18 protein-coding genes and 3 pseudogenes are annotated in these 20,765 nt (G+C 68.8%); 11 read left to right on the forward strand and 10 right to left on the reverse strand.

From position 1 onward, the window contains the following. Positions 1-446 precede the first annotated feature (446 nt). Positions 447-671: an ASCH domain-containing protein gene (locus AB0I23_RS32840; protein WP_359114934.1), complete on the forward strand. Its 225-nt coding sequence runs from the start codon at positions 447-449 to the stop codon at positions 669-671. A 706-nt stretch (positions 672-1,377) separates the two neighbouring features. On the opposite strand, the gene AB0I23_RS32845 is transcribed toward AB0I23_RS32840, so the two are convergent. Both AB0I23_RS32845 and AB0I23_RS32850 read right to left on the reverse strand, forming a co-directional pair. Further along, complete coding sequence (locus AB0I23_RS32845; RefSeq protein ID WP_359114815.1) at positions 1,378-2,181, reverse strand: phosphatidate cytidylyltransferase; 804 nt, start codon at positions 2,179-2,181, stop codon at positions 1,378-1,380. Continuing rightward, positions 2,178-3,915 (reverse strand): annotated as a pseudogene (locus AB0I23_RS32850) (aminotransferase class I/II-fold pyridoxal phosphate-dependent enzyme). Before AB0I23_RS32850 ends, AB0I23_RS32845 begins: the two are co-directional and overlap by 4 nt. A gap of 394 nt (positions 3,916-4,309) precedes the next feature. Here AB0I23_RS32850 and AB0I23_RS32855 point away from each other — a divergent pair. Further along, the gene (locus AB0I23_RS32855) at positions 4,310-4,582 is read left to right on the forward strand and encodes a hypothetical protein (protein WP_359114817.1); all 273 of its coding nucleotides are present in this window, start codon (positions 4,310-4,312) and stop codon (positions 4,580-4,582) included. Positions 4,583-4,667: 85 nt separating this feature from the next. Beyond that, on the forward strand, positions 4,668-5,213 hold the full coding sequence (locus tag AB0I23_RS32860) for a hypothetical protein (protein ID WP_359114818.1): 546 nt from the start codon (positions 4,668-4,670) through the stop codon (positions 5,211-5,213). A gap of 80 nt (positions 5,214-5,293) precedes the next feature. On the opposite strand, the gene AB0I23_RS32865 is transcribed toward AB0I23_RS32860, so the two are convergent. Continuing rightward, on the reverse strand, positions 5,294-5,995 hold the full coding sequence (locus AB0I23_RS32865; RefSeq protein ID WP_359114819.1) for a hypothetical protein: 702 nt from the start codon (positions 5,993-5,995) through the stop codon (positions 5,294-5,296). A 222-nt stretch (positions 5,996-6,217) separates the two neighbouring features. Between AB0I23_RS32865 and AB0I23_RS32870 the strand changes: the two are divergent. The 4 genes and pseudogenes from AB0I23_RS32870 to AB0I23_RS32885 form a co-directional block, all read left to right on the forward strand. Then, a pseudogene (locus tag AB0I23_RS32870) lies at positions 6,218-6,385 on the forward strand (Tn3 family transposase); the annotation flags it as partial. Between the two features lie 205 nt (positions 6,386-6,590). After that, the gene (locus tag AB0I23_RS32875) at positions 6,591-7,565 is read left to right on the forward strand and encodes a tyrosine-type recombinase/integrase (RefSeq protein ID WP_359114821.1); all 975 of its coding nucleotides are present in this window, start codon (positions 6,591-6,593) and stop codon (positions 7,563-7,565) included. Positions 7,566-7,681: 116 nt separating this feature from the next. Beyond that, positions 7,682-8,197, forward strand: a complete 516-nt coding sequence (locus tag AB0I23_RS32880) for a hypothetical protein (RefSeq protein ID WP_359114823.1) — start codon at positions 7,682-7,684, stop codon at positions 8,195-8,197. A gap of 189 nt (positions 8,198-8,386) precedes the next feature. Then, positions 8,387-8,749, forward strand: a complete 363-nt coding sequence (locus AB0I23_RS32885; protein ID WP_359114824.1) for a hypothetical protein — start codon at positions 8,387-8,389, stop codon at positions 8,747-8,749. Between the two features lie 81 nt (positions 8,750-8,830). Here the strand turns inward: AB0I23_RS32885 and AB0I23_RS32890 are convergent, their stop codons facing one another. Continuing rightward, a complete protein-coding gene (locus tag AB0I23_RS32890; RefSeq protein WP_359114826.1) occupies positions 8,831-9,112 on the reverse strand; it encodes a hypothetical protein in 282 nt (93 codons plus the stop codon). Next, entirely contained in the window at positions 9,109-9,231 is a 123-nt protein-coding gene (locus AB0I23_RS32895; protein WP_359114828.1) for a hypothetical protein, read from the reverse strand. The genes AB0I23_RS32890 and AB0I23_RS32895 overlap by 4 nt, the downstream gene beginning before the upstream one ends. A 431-nt stretch (positions 9,232-9,662) precedes the next feature. Between AB0I23_RS32895 and AB0I23_RS32900 the strand changes: the two genes are divergently transcribed. Next, positions 9,663-10,358 (forward strand): HEAT repeat domain-containing protein, encoded by a 696-nt coding sequence (locus AB0I23_RS32900; protein WP_359114830.1) that lies wholly within the window; start codon positions 9,663-9,665, stop codon positions 10,356-10,358. Between the two features lie 129 nt (positions 10,359-10,487). Here AB0I23_RS32900 and AB0I23_RS32905 read toward each other — a convergent pair. Beyond that, a pseudogene (locus AB0I23_RS32905) lies at positions 10,488-11,831 on the reverse strand (DUF4158 domain-containing protein); the annotation flags it as partial. A 115-nt stretch (positions 11,832-11,946) separates the two neighbouring features. On the opposite strand from AB0I23_RS32905, the gene AB0I23_RS32910 reads away from it, so the two are divergent. Further along, entirely contained in the window at positions 11,947-12,831 is an 885-nt protein-coding gene (locus tag AB0I23_RS32910) for a Tn3 family transposase (RefSeq protein WP_359114832.1), read from the forward strand. Positions 12,832-12,921: 90 nt separating this feature from the next. Here the strand turns inward: AB0I23_RS32910 and AB0I23_RS32915 are convergent, their stop codons facing one another. From AB0I23_RS32915 to AB0I23_RS32925, 3 genes are all read right to left on the reverse strand, one after another. Further along, complete coding sequence (locus tag AB0I23_RS32915; RefSeq protein ID WP_359114834.1) at positions 12,922-14,136, reverse strand: MFS transporter; 1,215 nt, start codon at positions 14,134-14,136, stop codon at positions 12,922-12,924. A 254-nt stretch (positions 14,137-14,390) separates the two neighbouring features. Next, on the reverse strand, positions 14,391-15,614 hold the full coding sequence (locus tag AB0I23_RS32920) for a tyrosine-type recombinase/integrase (protein ID WP_359114835.1): 1,224 nt from the start codon (positions 15,612-15,614) through the stop codon (positions 14,391-14,393). Then, a complete protein-coding gene (locus AB0I23_RS32925; RefSeq protein ID WP_359114837.1) occupies positions 15,611-16,720 on the reverse strand; it encodes a tyrosine-type recombinase/integrase in 1,110 nt (369 codons plus the stop codon). The genes AB0I23_RS32920 and AB0I23_RS32925 overlap by 4 nt, the downstream gene beginning before the upstream one ends. A gap of 272 nt (positions 16,721-16,992) precedes the next feature. On the opposite strand from AB0I23_RS32925, the gene AB0I23_RS32930 reads away from it, so the two are divergent. Continuing rightward, positions 16,993-17,901, forward strand: a complete 909-nt coding sequence (locus tag AB0I23_RS32930; protein ID WP_359114839.1) for a recombinase family protein — start codon at positions 16,993-16,995, stop codon at positions 17,899-17,901. A 225-nt stretch (positions 17,902-18,126) separates the two neighbouring features. Here AB0I23_RS32930 and AB0I23_RS32935 read toward each other — a convergent pair whose 3' ends face one another. Next, the gene (locus AB0I23_RS32935; RefSeq protein WP_359114840.1) at positions 18,127-19,218 is read right to left on the reverse strand and encodes a recombinase family protein; all 1,092 of its coding nucleotides are present in this window, start codon (positions 19,216-19,218) and stop codon (positions 18,127-18,129) included. A 232-nt stretch (positions 19,219-19,450) separates the two neighbouring features. Between AB0I23_RS32935 and AB0I23_RS32940 the strand changes: the two genes are divergently transcribed. Further along, on the forward strand, positions 19,451-20,650 hold the full coding sequence (locus AB0I23_RS32940; protein WP_359114842.1) for a PP2C family protein-serine/threonine phosphatase: 1,200 nt from the start codon (positions 19,451-19,453) through the stop codon (positions 20,648-20,650). The last annotated feature ends 115 nt before the right edge of the window (positions 20,651-20,765 follow it).

A 20,765-nucleotide genomic window follows, 5' to 3' on the forward strand; every position in this document is an offset into this window, starting at 1 on the left:
CGACGAGCAGATCGACGGTTCGTGCGGCGCGCGTACGCATGGGGTCCCCCTGGACGGTGGCGGTGACGAAGGCTGTGCGGTGAAAGGTGGAGGCCATACTGCCCCTGTGACGAGCCGCCCCCGGGCCGGGTTCCTCTCCCGTCCTTCCGATTCGGGGCCGGCGGTCGTGGGGGACTGGTGACAACGATTGGTACAAGCTCTACATCGAGGGACGCGGAGCCCCCCTCACGCGAAAGCATCCCAGGGGCCGACAAACTGCTCCGCACGAGGTGGAGAGATCATGTGGCCGCGAGTCAACGGTATGCGCGCACTGGAACTGGGCATTGCCGGCGACATGCGGGCCGAGCTGAACTCTCTGGTTCTGGCCGGCAGAAAGACAGCCCCTGCTCGACGAGTACGCCGAGGAGGCAGAGGGACTGGAGTACGTCGGTGAGCGGCAGGCGCTCCTGGACAACGAGGGGCGATCGATCACAACCCTCGAGTACACCGGCGTGGAGGTGAAGCCCTTCACGGAAGTGACGTGGGAGCACGCCGAGGCCGAGGGCGAGGGCGACGCGTCTCTTGAGGACTGGCGCGATGTGCACCGCCGCTTCTGGGACCGTTCAGGCACGCCGGTCGAGGATCACACTGTCGTCGTCTGTCTGGCCTTCCGAGTCGTGGGGTGCTCCTGACCTGATAAGGGGCACTGTGAGTTCTGTCAAGGGACAGTTCGATCTCCCCGCTGGCGGACAACGGGCCACCGGCGCGGATCAGAGCCTGGTAGACGGTGAGCAGGGCGTAGACATCCTGATCGAGGCCATCGATGCTGCGGGAACGCGGTACGCAAGAGGGCCAGCCGCGAGCGGCTGGCCCTCTTGCGTACCGACGCACCTGAATCGCCGGAGGTGGACTGTGGTCGCCCTGTCGTCCACGTACGCGAGCTGACGTTGCTTCACATGCCTTTGCACGCCAGCCAGAGCGAGTTTGTCCGTGGTTCTGAGCGACGGAGCACGATCCTCCCCCCACCTGTAGAGCAGGCTCGCCAGAGCACTCCGGCGGTACGGCTCAGGGGCGGAGATCTTCGCCTGCTGCGCGTACGGTTGCTTCGAGAAGTTCCTCGGCAGGCACGGCCTCGGCACGTACGGTCTGCGGGGGAGTGAGGCCCCTCCACGCCACCGGGAGAGAGCCCGGTGCAGGTCCGCCTTCGCCGCCCCGAGGGCCGTGTAGCAGTGGGTGCACGTTCTGCGCAGAGGGTCCATGCCCACAAGCGGCCCCGAAGGGGCGTTGTACGCGTGCGGGGAGAGCATGGTCAGCGCAATGTAGTGCCGGGACTCCTCAATGAGAGGGACCGCGATCCTGCCGTTGGACGAACGGAGTTTCGGGGGACACGACCGTGGCTCAGCCCAGCACCAGCAGCACCGCCAGGGCGACGAGGAGGGAGTCGATCCGGTCCAGCAGACCGCCGGAGCCGGGAAGCCAACGGCCGGCGTCCTTCGCACGGGCACCCCGCTTGACCATCGACTCCAGCAGGTCCCCGAGTGGGCCGCCGACCGCCACGGCCACTGCCGTCTGCCAGGTCAGGGACGACAGCACGGCGAGCGTCAAGAGACCGGCCGCCGCCCCGGCCAGCGTGCCGCTCCACCGCTTGGCGGGGGACAGCGGGGAGAGCCGGGGGCCGCCGAGACGGCGACCTGCCCCGTACGCGACGATGTCGGCGATCGACACGGCCACGAACAGGACGAGGCCCAGAGCACCCGACGGCACGAGACCGGCCAGGGCACCCAGCCACACGAGCCCGAGCAGGCCCGCTCCCAGGCGGCGTAACCCGTGCTCGGAGTCGCCCGACAGCAGGGGCACCCCGGCGATCGCGAGCGCCCCGACCGCCGTTACCCGGAGCACCTCACCGGGGGCCAGCCAGGCGGTCAGGACGAGCCCGACGACCGCCGCGCCGAGCACCGCCCGGTCCACCGGGCCCAGCCGCAGCAGCCCGCCGAACTCCGCCACCGCGACCACCCCGACCACGGTCGCGAGCACCGCGATCCCCGGCGGACCGAGCCAGAACGCGCCGGTGACCAGTGGTACTCCAAGCGCCCACACACACCAGCGGACCATCAGCTCACGCCGCCGGGTCGCCGCCACCACGAGCCCTCCGATCGCCACTGCCCCGCCGAGGTACGGCACGAGACCGGGGACCGTTGTCACCGGGAGACCCGCCCGTCCGGCACGCCCGACGCCACCGCCACCGGCGCGCGTAGCGCGTCCAAGGCGCTCCGGCACGCCGCCACGATCCGCGTGTTCTCCGCCGTGTCGCGGACAGCGACGCGGACGGTCCGCCCCTCGTACGCCGGGGACATCGGTGACAGGTCCCGCAGGTACACGTCGTGGCGGCGGCACTCGTGCACCAGCCGGGCCGCGCTCGGTCCGCCCGGCGGCAGGGTCACCGTGAGGAAGTTCGCCACCCCCTCGTCGACCGAGGAGAACCCGTCGAGCTCCGCGAGCCCGGCGGCGAGCCCCCGGCGCAGCACAGCGGTACGTGCCCAGCGCCGTGACGGCGGCCAGCTGGGCCGGCAGGCTCACGGGCCACGGCGGCGTCCAGCGGCGCAGCCCCCCGGCCGTGTCGGGGTCGGCCACCAGATACGCGGCCCGCATTCCCGACAGCGCGTACATCTTCGAAAGCGAGGTGCAGACCACGACCCGGGGGTCGACCGACGCGAGCCCGGCCAGCGAGTCCGCAGGATCGACATAGCCCAGGTACGCCTCGTCGATCCACCATCGGGTCCGCGCGGGCGAGGCCTCGATCACCGCGCGCAGAGCGTCTGCGGGAGCGTGGCGGCCGGTCGGATTGTTCGGATTGACCACCACCACGAGGTCGTACTGTCCGCTCCGGGTCGCGGCGGCGAGCCGGGCCGGATCGAGCAGCCAGCCGTCCTCCCAGCGTAGCCGGAGCCGGTCGACCCGGCAGCCGATCACCCGCTCGGTGACATGGGCGTACTCGCCATAGCTCGGATCCAGCAGGAGCACCCGGCTTCCTGGCGTCAGCCACCGGCCGAACGCCCGGAAGATCAGGTCGGACGAGCCCGCCCCGACGACCAGCGACTCCACCGGCAGCCCACGGGCCCCGGCGATTTCCGCGAGCAGCCCTTCCGCGCCTGTCGGCGGCGAGGTTCGCGCCACCCACCCCGGATCCTCCGACAAGACCGCGCGGACCTCCGGGGACGGCGGGAACCAGGCGTCCAGCACATCGGCCGCGACCACCTCGTGACGGCGAGTCAGCGTCCGGAAGTCCGTACCGATCGCAGAGAAGAAGGCACCGCCGTGCTCGCAGCCGTCCGCGCGCGGCGCGAACGCCATGTCCAACCGCCAGTCGAGGCCCGCCCGCAGCCGCTCCACGGTCCGGCCGTGGCGCTCCCGGACCGTCCTTGTCAGCTCGGCCACGGAGCCGCTCAGCACCTCGAACGAGACGGCGCCCGAGCGGACCGTGCGCCCCACTGGCCGCAGCCCGCTGGTGAGGTACATGTCGAGCAGATCCGTGCGTCCCATCGCCACCACTTGGCGGCCGCCCCGGGCCGAGACCCAGCGCAGCGCCGCGTACATGAGGAGCGGCGCCGCCACGGTGGACCGCCAGCGCTCCTCGACGGTCAGGACGCGGATCTCGAACGGCGCCTCTTCGGACAGGACCGGCAGCTCCTCGCGCGTCAGGTACTTGTCCAGCGCGTAGCGGCCGACCCACGGCGGGGTGAGGCTGACGAAGCCGATCCGCGTCTCCCCGCGCGCGGCCACGAGATACATGTTGTCGCCGTCGAGCCCGTCGCTCAGCCGCCCCGACGGATCCACCGGATGCTGTCCCAGTTCCTCCGCGTACACGCGATGGCGCAACTCGTGGATCCAGTCGTGATCCCGAGGCGTGGCAGCGCGCAGCTGCAGGGCGTGATCCATGCGTGTCCCCCTGAGACGGTCCGGCGTTCGCGCACCAGCATGGAGGAGTCCGGCCGACGACACCTGAGTACGTGTACTCACCCCGGTCACGGGGGAAGCCGAGCGCCACCCATCGCCGACAGGACCTCGTCAACGCGCAGACCGACCCTGACTTCGGCCTGCCGGTGAGCCGGGCTCGCCATCTTGACGCGATCTACCCGCCGCACGACATGGAGTACTGGATCCGGCTCGACCATGAGGCCCGCACCGGGCTGATCGAGCTCCGGTACGCCACCCTCGGATACCTCTCCCTGCAACCTGGCTCCGCACGAGAAGCGAGGACGACGTCCTGTGGCTCCACAGCATCCGGGACACCGCCGGCGGCATCGTGTGCGACTTCGAAACCCCTCTGGGCTTGGCCACTCTCGCCGACACCGAACTGCGCCAGGCATGGGGGGAGCTGGACCCGCAGCGACCGATGCACCTGCTGCGCCTGGTCCACCGTATGGAGGGCGTCGGCGGATGTTTCGACATCCTGCCGGAGCCGGCCTACAACGAGGGCGACGCCGGCGACGACGGCCTGCTCTGCCTGCTGCTCTGCGAGCAGGCCGAGCCGGAGCTGTGGGACTGGGGCGGTGACGCGATTCTGTGGCCGTACAGCGCTCCCGGCACCAAGAGCCGCACCTGAGGACCCGCCGCCCGGCCCAGGCCGCCAGGCAGCTGACTGGCACCTAGGGCCGGCCCTCGACCACACCACACAGAAAGGCACCGCGATGCACCACGGCACCAACCACCTCGACTACTCCTTCGCCGGCGAACCCACAGCCCGTGCGGGCCAGCTGAAAACCGGCGACCAGATCCCCGTCGCCGGCGCCGCCGCCGACATCAGCGCCCAGGACGCCGGCCATGACACCGAGGCCGGCGCCACCGAAGCGGCACCCAGCGGGCCCGGCCCGGTCCCGCACTCCTCCGGCAGCCTGGCCAACGCCCGCCGGCCGGAGCCCGAGCAGACGGAACACACGGACGAGGACGACCAAGAGTTCACGGTGACCGTCTCCCTGACCGTCACCGAACAGGTCACCTACGAATTCGAGACCGAGGATCGCAACACCTCTCCGGCGGACGTGCGGAACTACTGCAACGCGGTGGCGGTCGTCCTCCGGGGCGACCGAGGATCGCAACTACGCAGCCGGACCGCGACCGCACCCCGTGCCATGGCGATCCTGTGCAACCTGGCCATCGGCACCCGCGCCTGGTCGGCTGCGACAACATCGCCGCCGGAGTGCATAGACACTCCCGCGACACCACCCGGCCGCTGACCACCCTCGGCATCATGTGATTAAACCAGCCGTTACGCCGTTGTCTGCCGGGCCGCGCAGAACCGGTTTCGCCCGGCGATCTACGCCGGGATAAGGACGGTAAGCCATTCCGCTTCACGTGGCCGGTACCCGTAACGATCCCTCAGCCCCGACACGATCGCCGGGACATGGCGGGCTCCGTAGACGATGGCCACCCGGATCGGCTCGTCGCCGCGCTCCGCGTGGATCTTGCCGAGCGCGTCGAGCAACCGCTGGTCGCGCCGACCGGTCATCGCGTGCTCCACAGGATCGTCGGCCATCATCTCCGCCCGCAGCGTCGACGGCAGATCCTCGACTACCAGGTCTTCATCGAGGAAGGCGCGCGGCCCGCGCAGCGCGAACACCAGGCCCATCACGGGAGCCGCGACCATGAGCAGCAAGTACATCCACCGCGGCAGTGTCTTCAGGTCCGCGATCGCCTCCGCCGCGGTCACATCCGGGTTGATAACCTGCACGGTCTCGGGAAGCAGCAGCTCTTCGCGCTGCTCCTGCAGGCCGTTGCGCCGCCGGCGTGGGGTGAACCGGTAGGCAAGCGTGAGGGCACTCACTCCGACCGATTTCCCTCGGATTCCCTCGATGACTATGAGGTCGCATTCCCTGAGTCTGATGCGGACCTGGGAGTAGAACGTCGGCGAAGCCACATGCAGCATCGGGAAGATCACGAATTCAAGTGGTGTCCCTGTCCGCCTCATGGTGATCACAGCAGATCGGACGGCATACCCGGTCACCTCGATGATCTGCATGGTTCCCCCACGAACCTCGCCCGGTTTTCCTACCACCCGTATCAGGACACGAGCCCGCCCAGGGCCGTGGTTCCCTCCCGGCGCAAGCTGCCGCCGGACTGCACAGACACTCCCGCGACACCACCCGGCCGCTGACCACCCTCGGCATCACGTGATCAAACCGGCCATAACGCGAAAACGACGCAGTCCGGGCCTGCCCGTCCTCCCGGTGACGCACACGCCCGCCTGGACATCTCGCAGGCGTGGGGCGACGGCTCCGCGGTCGCCGCGGACGGCACCCACATGGACACCTACCTCAACAACCTGCTGTCCGAGACGTCCGTGCGGTATGGCAAGCCGGGCGGCATCGCGTACCACCACATCTCCGACAGCTACATCGCGCTGTTCACGGGGGTTGAGGAACATCGGAACGAAAACCGGCGCTAAGCCTCGACCGAGCCTGGTGGGGTGCTGACGGAGCATCGGTGACCGGACCGGTCTGAAGTCTTCCCACGGATAACGCCCTATTATCTGCGGGAGCTTGGTTCGTCACCTGCGGTGACGTTCTCCGGGCCGTACATGAAGCGGCCCTGTTATCTGCGGCAAGGGGGAAGCGGTGCCCACCGTCGTGCAACTGCCGGCCGGGAAGGCGTTGACCGTCCGCGCGGCGGCCGACGCCTTCCTCGACTCGCTCCGCAACCCGAACACGGTCCGCAGCTACTCGACAGGCGTCGGCAAGACCGCTGAGCGGATCGGAGAGGCCCGCCCGCTCGGGTCGGTCGCGGACGACGAGATCGGCGAGGCCCTGGAACTGCTGTGGGGCACCGCGGCGGTCAACACCTGGAACGCGCGCCGGGCAGCGGTGCTGTCGTGGCTGGGCTGGTGCGAGTCGTACGGCTACGACGGCCCGGCGGTCCCGGCCTGGACGAAGCGGCTGGCAGTACCGGACTCCGAGACCCCAGCCCGCTCGAAGATGGCCGTGGACCGGCTCATCGCCCGGCGCGAGGTCCACCTGCGGGAGAAGACGCTGTGGCGGATGCTCTACGAGACCGCCGGGCGGTCCGAGGAGATCCTCGGTGTGAACATCGAGGACCTGGACCTCGCCGCCCGCCGCTGCCCGGTCAAGGCCAAGGGCGCCCGCAGCAAGGCCCGCCGCCGAGGACAGGCGCGCGAGGACTTCGTGCTGGAGACGGTCTACTGGGACGCCGGCACCGCCCGGCTCCTGCCTCGCCTGCTGCGAGGCCGCACCCGTGGCCCGGTGTTCGTCACCCATCGCCGTCCCGGTCCGGGGAAGGTGGTCAGCCCGCGCGACGTGTGCCCGGACACCGGGCTGGCCCGCCTCTCCTACGGCCAGGCCCGCGCCCTGCTCGATGAGCACACCGCCGTGCGCGGACCGGGGACAGGCTGGGACCTGCACGAGTACCGCCATTCCGCCCTCACCCACCTCGGAGAGCAGGGCGCCTCCCTGCTGATGCTGATGGCCAAGTCCCGGCACAAGAAGCCGGAGAACGTCCGCCGGTACTTCAAGCCGTCCCCCGAGGCGATCTCTGAGCTGACCAGCCTGCTCGCCCCCGGCGACGCGCGCCGCTGACCCTGCTGTGCATGAAGTCGGCTTGCGGCTGTACGCCTGCTCGCGCAGCGCAACCCTTGAATGGCATCCTTGAATTTATGCCTTGACTTCAATCCAAGGATTGCTACCTTGGGTTCATGCCAAGCAATGAGAAGCCTCGCCTCATCCCGACCGGCAAGTGCTGGTGCGGCTGCGGGAAGGACGTCGGCCTGGGCAAGTTCTTCGCCGCCGGCCACGACAAGATCGCCGAAGCAGCGCTCATGGCCCTCAAGTACGACGGGTCCGTCGCTCAACTGCTCCACGCCCACGGCTTCGGCTCGCACCATTCCGTCCGCCACGCCGCCGTCACCGATCCGGACTGCTCGTGGGAGAAGTGCGCCGACTGCAACTACAGCGGCGCCCCTGCCAGCATCGCCAACCACCGCAAGAAGGACCATCCCGACCGGCATGTCCTCGCCCAGGCGATTCGCGCCCTCGGCGGCACCTGGGACCCGCAGCGTGCCATCAAGGCTCTCGGCGACCACGGTCACACGTGGGAAGACCAACAGGCAGCGGAGAAACGGGTCCGGCAGATCATGCGCGACCTGTGCGCGGACGGGCTCATCGTCAAAACCGACCCTCAACGGGCTGTCTACGACCTCGTTCAGGAGTAGAGCCGGGGACACGACGGTACCCAACAGACACAGATCGCCTGGCGCTATGGCGGCCGGTAGGCCACCCCTTGGGGACGCGAAGACCTCGACTGAAAGGGTGTCAAGGTCCTCGGGTCCCCGTCCGCTGACCAAAGTGGGGAACATGGCATTCCGGGCCGCGGTGTGCCTGGTCGCCTCTACAGTTGCGTCATGGAGTTCAACCGGGGTGACTGGATCTGGGAACTGATGCTGACGAGGCGTCCCTCCGACACGCGCTTCTCGCAGTCGAGTACTCCGGGCGGAAAGAGCCCGTTGGCGCGGGATGACGACAACACGCTCGTCACGCACGCCGTGCTGTTCGACGGCACCAAGACGGCCCTGGCGATCGCCGGCACGTGCTTCGCGCTGGGGGTCGTTGTCGCGCCGCACGTCAAGAGCGGGCTGATCAGCCTTAAGTCGAAGCTGCGCCGCCGGGCGGAGGAGACCACCCAGGCCGAGACCCCTGTTCCCCTCACGGTTGTTGCGGAGGTCGAGCCGGAGCAGCCTGACCCCCCTCGACTGCGCGCTGTCTGACCGTCAGGCCAGGCGCCAGCGCGGGCCCGGGTGGATCCGCATCACGGACTGTCCAGCACCCTTGTGGTACCCACATCACTGCTACTGGCGCGGTGCGGGCGGCGGGTCTCCGCACTCCCGCGCCAAGGCATCGGCCCTGGCCCGTACGTCTTCGGCGCGGTCCTCGGCGTCCAGGGCGAGGTAGCGGGAGGACTCGTCACCGAGGGCGTCGACGAGCCGGTGCAGCAGGGCGGCCCGGCAGTCGACGTAGGCCAGACGGCTGTCGGGGGTGGAGCCGGGGCCGTCATAGTGCTCGGCGTCGTTGAGCAGTCCCACCAGTTCCGCGACCAGCAACCTGTCCGTCCCCGGCTCGACGGCCGTCACGACGGCTCTCCAGCGAGCGCGGCCAGGCGCTCCATCTCGTCCACGCCGTCGTTGCAGCACTGCCCGCACACCAGCCGCCGAGCCTTGGGCCGCTCGGGCAGGCGGACGTCGAACGGCATCCGGGTCTCGTCCTTGAAGGGGTGTGACCGAGATACGCGCCAAAGGGGCAACGGGATGATCTTGAAGCCCTGATCCGCTCGGACTTACGTGCGGCGGCGTGCAGCGGGGTCGCGTTCGGCAACGTGCCGGGCGACCGAGTCGACGCCGGGCCGTGCGTATCGCTCCAGGGAGCGGACGGAGGCGTGGCGGGAGCGGGCCAGCAGCATCGGGGTGGAGGTGCTGTCCTCGGCGTCGTGGGTCAGAGTGTTGTGGTGGAGTCGGTGGAGGGTCCAGCCGTCCAGGTCCTCGATGTCCTCGGGTGAGGCGAGGGGGTTGGCGAGCAGCCGGGTGTTCTCCTCGAAGATTTCCTCCGCGCGGCGGTAGGAGAGACAGTTTCGCCCCTGCTGACTGTAGGAGAGTGCAACTCATCGGAAACCTAAGGAAGTGCAGCATGGGAGTCGATGACGCCGAGGCAGCGACGGACGACGAGCTGTTCCAGAGAGCGCTGTTCGAGGTCAGGACGGAGGAGACAGACGACGACCGCCTTCCGGCGCTGGAAGCGTTGCAGCACCGGCCGACCTCCTATGTTTTTGAACGCGCGGTTCGTCTGCTGGCACGCGAATCGCCGGATGAGCGAGAGCTGGGAGCACGGATTCTGCGCGAGTTGGGCCACGACGATGGAACGGGTCACCGGCCGTTCACCACGAAGACCATCAAGGCCATCGTGGCGGAGATGCCCGACGAGCCGGACCCTTGGGTTCTGGGATGGATGATCTCCGCACTGGGTTACCACTATGCCCGGGAGGCCCTCGATCTGGTACTCAGCTACCAGGCGCACACAGCACAGCCCGTCCGGTTCTCGGTAGCTGCCGCGCTTCCTGCGCTGGCCGACGAGGAAAACACCGAGGCCAGAGTTGTCGAGGCTCTCCTGACGCTGTCCGAGGACGAGAACGACTCAGTGCGCTGGTATGCCTTGTATGCGCTGTTCAACGAGACGGTCGGAATCACCGACGCACAAAAGACAGCGTGGGCTAACACTCTGGCCGAAAGAGGCAGCACGGAACGACGTGCCGAGCTGCGCAAGATCGCTACAACCCTCGACGACCATGCTGATAGCACCTTGCGAAATGCTCTCGAACAGGCATAGCGCAGAAGCCTGACCAGAAGTCGCGACCACCACCAACGACACTGCGCCGAATGGGTGACGGGCGACGAGCACTCAGGGCTTCAAGATCATCCCGTTGCCCCTTTGCCGCGTATCTCGGTCACACCCCTTCAGCGCCTTGAGGACCGGCAGGCCCTCCGGGGTGGCGCCGAAGTCGACGACCTGGACAAGGAGCGGCAGGAACGGCCGTACGGTGGGGAACCGGGTGACCAGCATCGTCCGCCATGCCGCGTCCGAGTCGATCGGCGGCGCCAGCTCGAACAGCGCGGCGATCGCGGCGGCCAGCTCCTCGCGCGGCACCACCTCCTCGCGCGGCACCACCTCCTCGCGCGGCACCACCTCCTCGATCCGCTCCCACATCGCCGTCAGCGTCGCCACCTCCGGCGGACTGATTTCCCCGGACTCGGTGTCGACCTGCTCGCTCGTGGTGTCGAACACGACCCGGAACGCGGTCGCCAGCCTGATCCCGGCCCGCTCCATCCTCGGCAGCGTCTTCAGCTTCTGCTTCGCCGTCTCCCGCTCCGCCCGCGCGAGCAGCCTCGTCGCGATCAGCGCCTCCAGCAGATCCAGCGCGTCGTCGACCGCCCTGCTCGTCAGGTAGACCGCGGTGGCCAGCAGGGTGGCCAGGCGCCGGAAATCGCCGTGGCGCCGCAGCAGGGACGCCTTGCCGTCCACGCCGTACCTCGACAGCTCTGCCAGTCGCCGCGGCGGTATCCCGGACACGTCCAGCTCACCCATACCGAACGCGTCGATCTCCGCCGCCCGCTCAAGCGCCCACTTCATCTGGGGCCCGGAGATCCGCACCGGGCCGCGCCGCAGCCGGTCCAGCTCCGACACCCGCGCGCCGGGCGGAACGGTCAGCAGGGAGTCGAGCACCGCCCGCTGACCGGTGCTCAGCAGCCCGTAGAGGCTGTCCCACAGCCGCTGGTTCGCCGCCTCCCGTACGGAGGCGACCAGCCGGGCGAGCGTCGTCACGCCGGGCAGCAGCACACGGCGCTCGCGCAGCCACCCCACCGCCGCGTCGAACAGCGCCTTCGGGCCCTCCCCGGTGGTCCAGGCCCGCGCGTCCACCCACACCCGCAGCTCGGCTTCCGCCTCGGTGAACTCCGTGTACTCCAGGACCTTCCGCAGCTCACGGACGTGGGCCAGCCGGGTGTTCTCCCGTTCCCCGTACGCCTTCAGTGCCGACGCGTCCGCGATGCCGAGCTGCTCTGCGAGGTAGTCGACGACTTCGGCTGGCACGTCGGTCGGGTCGTCCAGGAACACCCCGAGGTAGCGCGCGGTTGTGAGTTGGGCTGCGAAGCCGAGCCGGTTGTGGGACCGCCGCTTGCCCTCGATCAGCTCCCGGTCGGCATCGTCCAGGAAGAAGAACCGCTCCAACTCCGCACGGGACGGTGCCCCGTTGTACGCCGCGTACGCAGCGGCTTGTGCATCCGTCAGAAACTCGACCGGCACCCCGGACCTCCACACAGTCAATGATCAACACGACTGCTGAAGGCTCCGCCCTCGAAGAAGTCCAGGTCAAAGCGCTCTCAGGGGCGCGGGAGGCTTAGCGCCGGTTTTCGTTCCGATGTTCCTCAACCCTTTTCACCCACTTCATCACGTGCGGGGTGTGGGAGGCCGTCTACATCATCGAGGGCCTGCTGAAAACACGTCCGAGGTGAAGCCGACCACCGTGCACGCAGATACGCAGGGCCAGTCGTTCCCGGTCTTCGCGCTCGCCCACCTGCTGGGCTTCGACCTGATGCCCAGGATCAGGAACTGGAAGGACCTGACCTTCTACCGGCCCACGAAGCGGACCGAGTACGTGCACATCGACGCCCTGTTCGGGGAGAGCGGCCGCAACGTCATCGACTTCGACCTGATCGAGTCCCAGTTCCGGCACCTGATGCGGGTGGCCGTCTCCGTGCGCGAGGGCGCCATCTCCTCCACGCTGCTGCTGCGGCGCCTGCGGGCCGGCTCCCGCAAGAACGCCACCTACACCGCGTTCCGCGAGGTCGGCCGCGTCATCCGCACCGTCCAGCTGCTGCGCTACCTCTCGGACGCCCCGCTGCGCCGGCGGGTGACCGCCGCGACGAACAAGGTCGAGGCGTTCAACGGCTTCTCCCAGTGGATCGGCTTCGGCAACGGCGGCGTCATCACCGACAACGACCCCGTCGAGCAGGAGAAGACCGCGAAATTCAACGCGCTGCTCACGAACGCGGTGATCTTCCACAACGCCCTGGACATCGCCGAGATCGTGCGCCAGCTCCAGGAGGAGGGCTACGTCATCGACCCCGAGGACCTGGCCCACATCTCGCCGTACCTGACCGAGCACGTCCGCCGCTTCGGCGAGTACTCCACCCATGAGCTCGGCCTCGTGCCCGAGGCGTACGACCCGCATCTGGACGTCGACTTCAGCCCGCTGCGCGGTGACGCCCCGCCCGCGCCGGACGGCTACGGTCAGGCGGCCTAACCACCCATGTCATGTCGCTACTCCAGCGGCCACGCGATGCACACACACTGTTCCATGCCACGCGGAAGGCTCCTGGCACCTACTCCCTGGTCATCTCGTCGCTTCCGCAGCAACGCCGGGCTGCGGCCGGGTCCGCATACCCCAGCGGGCAAGAGATGGGCCAGCAGCACCCAGCATTGCGAAGAACACCGCCAGCAGCAGCCATCCCGCCGTGCCGAGGCCTAGCACCACCGTGGTGAGGATCGCAGGGGCAAGAGCCTGGCCCGCGTTGAAGCCGAGGCCGAGGACGCCTTGGTACTGGCCCTGGGCATGGTCGGGGGCAAGACCGAAGCCCAGGGCGAAGCCCGCCGAGGACTCCCAGACCTCGGCGAGGCTGTGGACGAAGATCGCCGCTAGGACCAGTCCTGCTGCCGCCCAGACCGGGGCGTAGGCGGCCAGCGCCATCATCGGACAGCTGACGAGGAAGAGCAGCCCCGCAGTGCGAAACGCCCTGCCGCCGTCGTACGGGGTCTCGATGCGGGAGCCGATCCTGGTCTGCATCAGTACGCAGAAGGCGACATTGACGGCGAACAGCGCGGCCACCGTCCAGCGCGGCGCTTCGGTGTGCTCGGAGATCCAGATCGGCAGGAGCAGGGAGACCACCGGGTACTGCAGTCCCATGGCCCCGTAGAGGGCGGTGAACGTCAGGAACGGACGGTCCGCGAAGACGAGCCAGCGCCGCTGCTGCGGCGGCGCTGCCAGCACCGGATAGCGGGGCAGCAGAAGCAGAAGCACCGCGCACAGGGCGAAGCTCGCCGCGTTGCCGAGAATCAGCGTGACATAGGCGCCGCGGGTGTCCGCGGCCAGCGCCAGCCCGGCACCCACCGTTCCCAGGACGACGCCCAGGTTGACGAAGGTGCGCAGCTTCGCCCGGAACATGGCCGGTCGCTCACCCCCGACCCGGGCCACCAGAGCCCCCCACGCCGCCCCTCCGACCGCCGCGGCGATCTGGTCGACCGTCGCGATGATCGTGAGCGCGGCCCAGCTCTCGACGAGGACGAGGGCCGCCATCGATACCGCCTGGACCGCGAGGGCCAGCATCATGATCACGCGTGCGCCGCGCCGGTCAGCGAGATGACCCCCAGGTATCCCCGCGCACAAGCCGATCACTCCGGCGATGGTGAGCGCGGCGCCGACCTGCACCGCAGGCAGGCCCACGACCAAGGTGAAATAGAGCGCCGACGCCGCGTTGAACAGACCATTGCCGACCCGGTTGACGAAACTGGCGGCGACCAGCACGCGCTCCGGCCCACTGTCCCCCGCCATCCGGCCTATTCGACCTGCCAAACCGCCCTTGATCATGGACCGCAGGCTAACAGCGCCGCAGAACCCGCCGCAGTCGTACGAAGATCGCGTGCCCTAACGGCGACGCAGGGCCCCGACGCGTGTTCCATCCCCTGAAGGCCGGTGTCGGCAAACGTTCGTTATCTTGAGCACCGAAATGATGCGTCTCGCTGACCTGCGGCGATGCGGTGAGGACAGCGTCCGTGAAGCAGCTCACGAGGCAGCTCGGGGCTCTGTCAGCATGGCCCGATCGCCCAGGACGCCTCGGCCAACGGCCCTGCGGGGTCGAGGGCGACGGTCTGGCCGGTGATGTCAACCTTGCGGGCCTGCTCCCAATGCCGACGGATCGTAGTGTCGCTCAGCCGGGCGTAGTGCGCGGTCATCATGTGGGAGTCGTGGTCGAGGATCCGACGCACGACTTCCTGCGGGACGTCCCGGTTGATCAACCGTGTGCCCAGCGTGTGACGGAACTGGTGAGGGGTGACCTTCACGAGACGACCGTGTTCGTCACGGACGTCGCATGCCTTCAACCACTGGTGCATCGCCCTCCGGTAGACGTTGTCGTCCGTAGGCTCGTGCCCGTCTGCGTTCTTGAGAGATCGAGGGAAGAGCACCGGAGTGCCGTGCGGCCAGCGATCATGAAGGTGGCGCTGGTGATCTCGGATTTCGCGTTCAAGCTCTTCGTCGATGGGGACGAGCGCTTCACGTTTCATCTTGTGGTTCAGATAGCGCAGGTAGGGGGCCCTATCGGCGTCGTGGACGATGCAGTCGTGCGGCAGCCGCACCGTGTCGGTGATCCGCAGGCCGCAGCGCATCAGGATGAGCGTGACCAGCCGGTAGGCCGGGGTCTTCCACCGGTCCGGGTTCGAGGGCTGCTCCAACTGCGTCATCACTGGTTCGCTCAGGGCCCGGGGCAGCCGCTCGTCGTATCGGGGGAAGTCCTCGGGGAAGAACACAGTGCTTGCGGGCAGGGCGTCGTTCCAGCGGTGCTGACGGATGGCCAGGAAGAAGATATTGAGCTGTCCGATGAAGTTCCGGTGCACCGCTCGACCTGCATAGTCGGCGTGCAGATGGGACAGATACCTCTCCAACAACGGCCGATCCACATGATCAAGGCGGACGACGCGGACCGCCGGCGATGCGAGGAACTGCGCGAAGTGACTAATGGCTCGTGTGCCGGAGGCTGCGGACTCCGCACCGAGCCCTGTGCTGAGCCGCCACCGGGCCCACCGCTTTGCCAGATCCTTCAGCCAGAGCTGTGGGATCCGGTCGAAGCGGATGTGGGCGATCTTGGCCTTGATCCCCAGCTCGCGGAGCCGCCAGACCTCCCGGTCGTACTCGATGTTCCAGACATTTCGCGGAGTGGGTTCCTCGACGCGTTGCCCTGTATGCAGCTGAAGCCTGGGGCGTTCGGGCCCCGCCTTTCCCGGGTCGGCAGGCATGTGCGAGGTCTCGCTCACAGCCGCACCTCCGTACCGTCGAACCAGCCGACGGCCTCCAGCGCCTTCCGAGCGTCCTCGGCGGTGAGGTGTCCGTATGTCTCGGTCGTAGTGGTCAGGCTGACGTGCCCCAGCAATTTACTGACGACCTCGACCGGGGTGCCGCCTCGCAGCAGCCTGGTGGCGTAGGTGTGGCGGTACCAGTGCGGGTCAAAGGAGATGCCGGTCCTTCGACGGAGCCGTCTGACCAGGTCGTAGGCCGCCGCGTAGTTTATCGCATGCCCGCGCGGGGCGGCCCAGAGGTTGACGAAGACGTAGTCGGAGTCGAGGTCGCCGTACTCGGTGTGCATGTAGTCGGCATACAGCCGGATCAGCTCAGCGCTGACCGGGATCGTCCTTGTCCGCGCCGACTTGGTGCGGGCGCCGTTGTCGTTGAGCCGCGGCACCACCGACAACTCCCGCTCAGCGACGGCCCAGTCCTCGTGCCGCAACCCGAGGGCCTCCCCGATCCGCATGCCCGAGTCGACCAGGACGGCGAACAGCAGCCGGTCCCGAAGCCGCTCGCAAGCATCCAGGATGGCCTGGGCCTCGGCGGCGGCAAGGATGCGCGGGAGTTTCCTGTCCGTCTTCAGCGAGATAGCCCGCCGTTGCTGTGGTCGACCCTTGCTCACATGGTGCAGAAACGGCTTCCACGCGGTGCTGCGGCGCCCGGCCGGCTGCCAGGTCGTCAGCAACTCGCCCAGATCGACGCCATAGCGTGCGGCGTGCTGGTAAAAGGCGCTGACCGCCGACAGTTTTCGGATCACCGTCGCCTCGCCGCAGTGATGCTCGACCGACGGCAGCACCGCGACCGCCCCAGCCCGGGCTGTTGGCGGTAGCCGCAGCCAGGCGACGAACTCGCCGACGTCCTCCAGTCGCACCTCCCGCCAGTCCAGGCCCCGGACGCCGAGGAAGGAGAACCAGTCCTTCAGGTCATGCGCATACGCCTTGACCGTGTTAGGTGACCGCTCGATATCGGTGAGATAGGCCAGGTAGCGCTCGATCGGTTCGACCGGGGCGGCGTCCTCGCCGAGCACCGTCCATGACTCAAGCGGCGAGGACGGCATCACCACGCGCTGTACGAGCATCGGACCTCCGGGGAATCTGCGTGATGGACAGCGGCAGATAACCACATCCATCAGGCAGTTCCCGGGGCTTCACCTGGGCTTGCTCAACGTCAGGGACGCCCGTCGGGCGGCTCAAGATAACGAACGAATGACGACAGACGCGCCGGGCGTCCAATGAACCCGGACTTTCCGGGGCCCGACGGCGGCGCCGATCCAATCAGATCCGATGGCGGATGATGACAGGGTTTGCTGACAGCTAGGGTCGAATGCGACCACCGAGAGCGGGGAGCGGCATGGCCAACCTGGTCTACAAACGGGTGTCGACCGACCAGCAGTCGACCGACCGTCAAAACCTCGTCCTTACCGAGGCCGGGATCGAAGACCCGGTCGTCTTCGAGGAACAGGCCGGCACCTCCAGCCGCCTCCACCCCCTTGAGCGGCCGAAGTTCGGCGAGCTGCTCGCCTACGCCCGGCCGGGCGACACCGTGCACATCTCCGAGATGTTCCGCCTCGTACGCGGCACCGGGCACATCCTCGACGTGCTCGACGTCCTCCACCGCGACCAGGTCGCGCTGCGCATCCACGACGGCGCGTTCTCCGCCATGGACCTCACCGCCCGCCACCCCCGCACCGGCGAACTGCTGTCCACCGTGAAGTTCATGGTGCAGACCCTCGCCGCCGCCGGTGAACTCCAACGCGACCTCCAGCGCGAGCTCACCTACGACGGACTGCGGGCCGCCGAGGCCAAGGGCAACAAGGGCGGGCGCCGCCCGGCCGTCCCAGCCGACAAGACCGACGACGTCCGCACCGCGTACCTGGAGGGCCGCTCCATCGCCGCCCTCGCCCGCGACCACGACGTCAGCCGCGGCGCCATCCGCACCGCCGTCGCCGACCTTCTGCCCGACCGCACCGCCGCCGCCGAGGACGCCCCGGCCCCGGAGCTGCCGGTCACCCTCGATATGCCGGGCAAGGTCGCCGACTTCCTCCGCACGGCCGACCTGGAGCCCGCCGAGCGCGCCACGCTCGACCAGGGCGTGACCGTACGACGCGGCCAGGGCTACACCCTGCGCGTCAGTGCCGGCCCGGCGGTACACCGCCAACTCCTCGACCGCTGCCAGCCCCTCGACAACGCCGCGGCGATCCCGGCACAGCGCAAGGCCCGCCGCGAGTACGCGAACCGCGTCAGCAACCTCGACCAGTAACCAAGATCACCCCCGGGTGTGAGTAGTTGAGGTACAGGAAATCCCGGTGAGATTGGTCTTGCTGGGGTTCTCCTACTGCGAAGAGCGCTCCGGTGCGCTGTGGCCGGGGTCGGCGTTGTCCACTTCAGGCTCCGTGGGGTCGGGCCAGGGCCGAAGAGACCGTGTTCTCCGGGTCCGGTGGCGCCGAGGACGCCGGGCCCTTCCAGCGATGGGGCGGCATGGGGATCACTGGTTGTCTCCGTTCCGAGCCTGCACGAGCAGCTGGGCCACCACGTCGTCGGAGCTATCCTCGGCCTGGCGGGCCAGGTCGTCCAGCACGGTGTCGCCGTCGAGGACCTGTGCGGTGAGCCGTTCCATCAACTCCGGGTCGGTGCCGCTGCCGGGGCCCGTGATGCGGGCTCGGATCGGGCGGCGGGGGCTGATGACTTGTGCGTCGTTGGGCTCGGCGGTTTCCTCGGCTTCGGCGAGCGCCCGGTACAGCGAGGCGACCGAGGGGTGGCGCCCCGCGTTCTTGCCCGTCTTGATCGTGAGCTTCTTCGCGATGTCGGGGACGGGGACGCCCTTGTTCTTCAGCGCGACGGCGAAGGTGAGCATGTCGTCGTCGATGACCTTGGGCCGTCCGCCGTGGTTGCCCTTGGCGGCGGCGGTCTGCTGGCCTTCGAGGGTCTTCTCGCGGATGTAGTTGCGGTCGAGCTGCGCGGCGACGGCGAGCACGGCGAAGAACATCGCTCCCATGCCGTTGGGGTCGTAGATGCCGGTGAGCGGGCCGGTGAGGAGTTCGAGTTGGACGCCAGCGTCCTGGAGCTGGCCGGAGAGGGTCATGAGCTCGGCGGCGTTGCGGGCGAGGCGCTTGAGCTCGTGGACGGTGAGGATGACCTCCTGGTCGGGGGCTGCCTCCTTGATGTCATACGCCAGCTTCAGCGCCTTCTCCAGCTCGGGCCGGGTCTTGACCCGGGTGGAGATCTTCTCGGAGAAGATCCGCTTGCAGACCGGTTCGAGCGCGGCGAGCTGGGAGGCGAGTTCCTGCTGGGCGGTCGAGCAGCGGGCGTACCCGATCCGGATGGGCTTCGCCACCGCGGTGGCTGGCGCCGCCTCGACGGGCGGGCCCGGCTTCCACGGCCGCCCCGGGCAGCGGTCCTCCGGCACGATCACCTCAAGCTCCTCGCGGAGCGCGGGGACGAGGATGAAGCGGGCGGTGTGGTACTTCGTCGCGCACTTTCCGCTGCGGGTGCGGCATGCGCTGCCGACCGGGGCTTCACACTTCGGACAGTCGTTTCGTTCTACCGCGATTGCTGCTTGATCGGGCGTCAGATCCACCCCGGCAGTGTCTCAGAACCGCCTCGCACAACTCACCGGTTTTGAGAGGACCTCTGCGAACGACGACCTGCGGATTCACGATCGGCTCCGGGGTGTTCGCAGAACTCTCGCAAGTGGTCATTTATGCGAGGGACTGGGCGTGCCTGCCCGCCGCCGAGGTGGAACCGGTGTGAGATCGCATGCGGGCAGTGCCCGCGGTCAGGCTGGGACATTCGCATGAGCGGAGGCAAGGATGCTTGGTGACCCGTTCGGGCTGGCCGAGGTGCTCGCCGCTGCGGAGGACGCGGCACCGGGGGAGTCTCTCGCTGTGGTGGCGCGCAATCTACGCGACCGGTTCGACGCGCGGGCGGTGTCGTTCCTGTTCGTCGGCGTCGCTGGCCGGCAGATGGTGCGGGTCGACGAGGGTATCGCCCCGCGGGCCGGCCTCGACGCCGATCAGATCCAGCTGGCCGGCAGCGTCTACGACCAGGTGCTGCGCACCCAGGAGCTGGTGCGGGCCCCCGACGCCGGGCGCGGAAAGCGGGTGTTCGCCCCGGTGACCAACCGCGGTGACACCATCGGCGTCCTGGAGTTGTCCCTGCCGCACGTCAGCCAGGAGATCCTGGACGAGGTTGGCGAGGCCGCGCACGCGCTGGCGTACATCATCGTCACCGACCGCCGCTTCACCGACCTCTACCGGTGGGGTCAGCGCGCTACCCCTCTCAGCCTGGCCGCCGAGATCCAGCGCCAGCTCCTGCCCGACGCGCCCTCCTGCGAAGCCGCACAGTTCGTGCTCGCCGCGTGCCTGGTCCCGGCCGACGACGCTGCCGGGGACACCTACGACTACGCCCTCGACCACGACACCCTGCATCTTTCCGTCACCGATGCCATGGGCCACGACGTCGACGCCGCACTCATGGCCACCCTCCTGGTCAACGCCTCGCGCGGCGCTCGTCGCGACGGCGCCAGCCTGACCGAGCAGGCCCGCCGGATCCACCAGGCTCTCCTCGACCACGGCCACCACACCATGGCCACCGGACAGCTCCTGCGCATCGCCCTGGACGGGACCGGCGCACAGCTCGTCAACGCCGGACACCCCTGGCCGCTGCTCCTGCGCGACGGCACGGTGAACGAGGTGCGCCTGGACGTCGACCTGCTCTTCGGCGCCCCCGGACCCACCCCGTACCACGTACAGTTCCTCGACCTGCGTCCCGGCGACCGGCTCCTGCTCCACAGCGACGGCATGCAGGAACGACAAGCCGAGTCCGTCGACCTGCCCGGCCTCATGCGCGAGACCGCCTTCGAACATCCCCGCGAGGTCGTGCGCGTCCTGACAGCAGCGGTTACCGACGCCTGCGGCGGCCACCTGCCCGACGACGCCACGGTGCTGTGCCTCGACTGGCACGGCCCCCACCACGACGGCCGCCACGCCCACGCCGGAGCCGGCCGATAAGCACTTCCCCGTGTCCATCCGGAGACCGCTGCCGGGAAGAGGTCATTCCTCTCCACCGTCCGCGTCGCCATCGCCGGCCGCGGCCGGGCCGCGCAGGGGGCGCAGGCCGTCTCGG

Source organism: Streptomyces atratus (assembly GCF_040655115.1).
GTDB classification, from domain to species: Bacteria; Actinomycetota; Actinomycetes; order Streptomycetales; family Streptomycetaceae; genus Streptomyces; species Streptomyces atratus_D.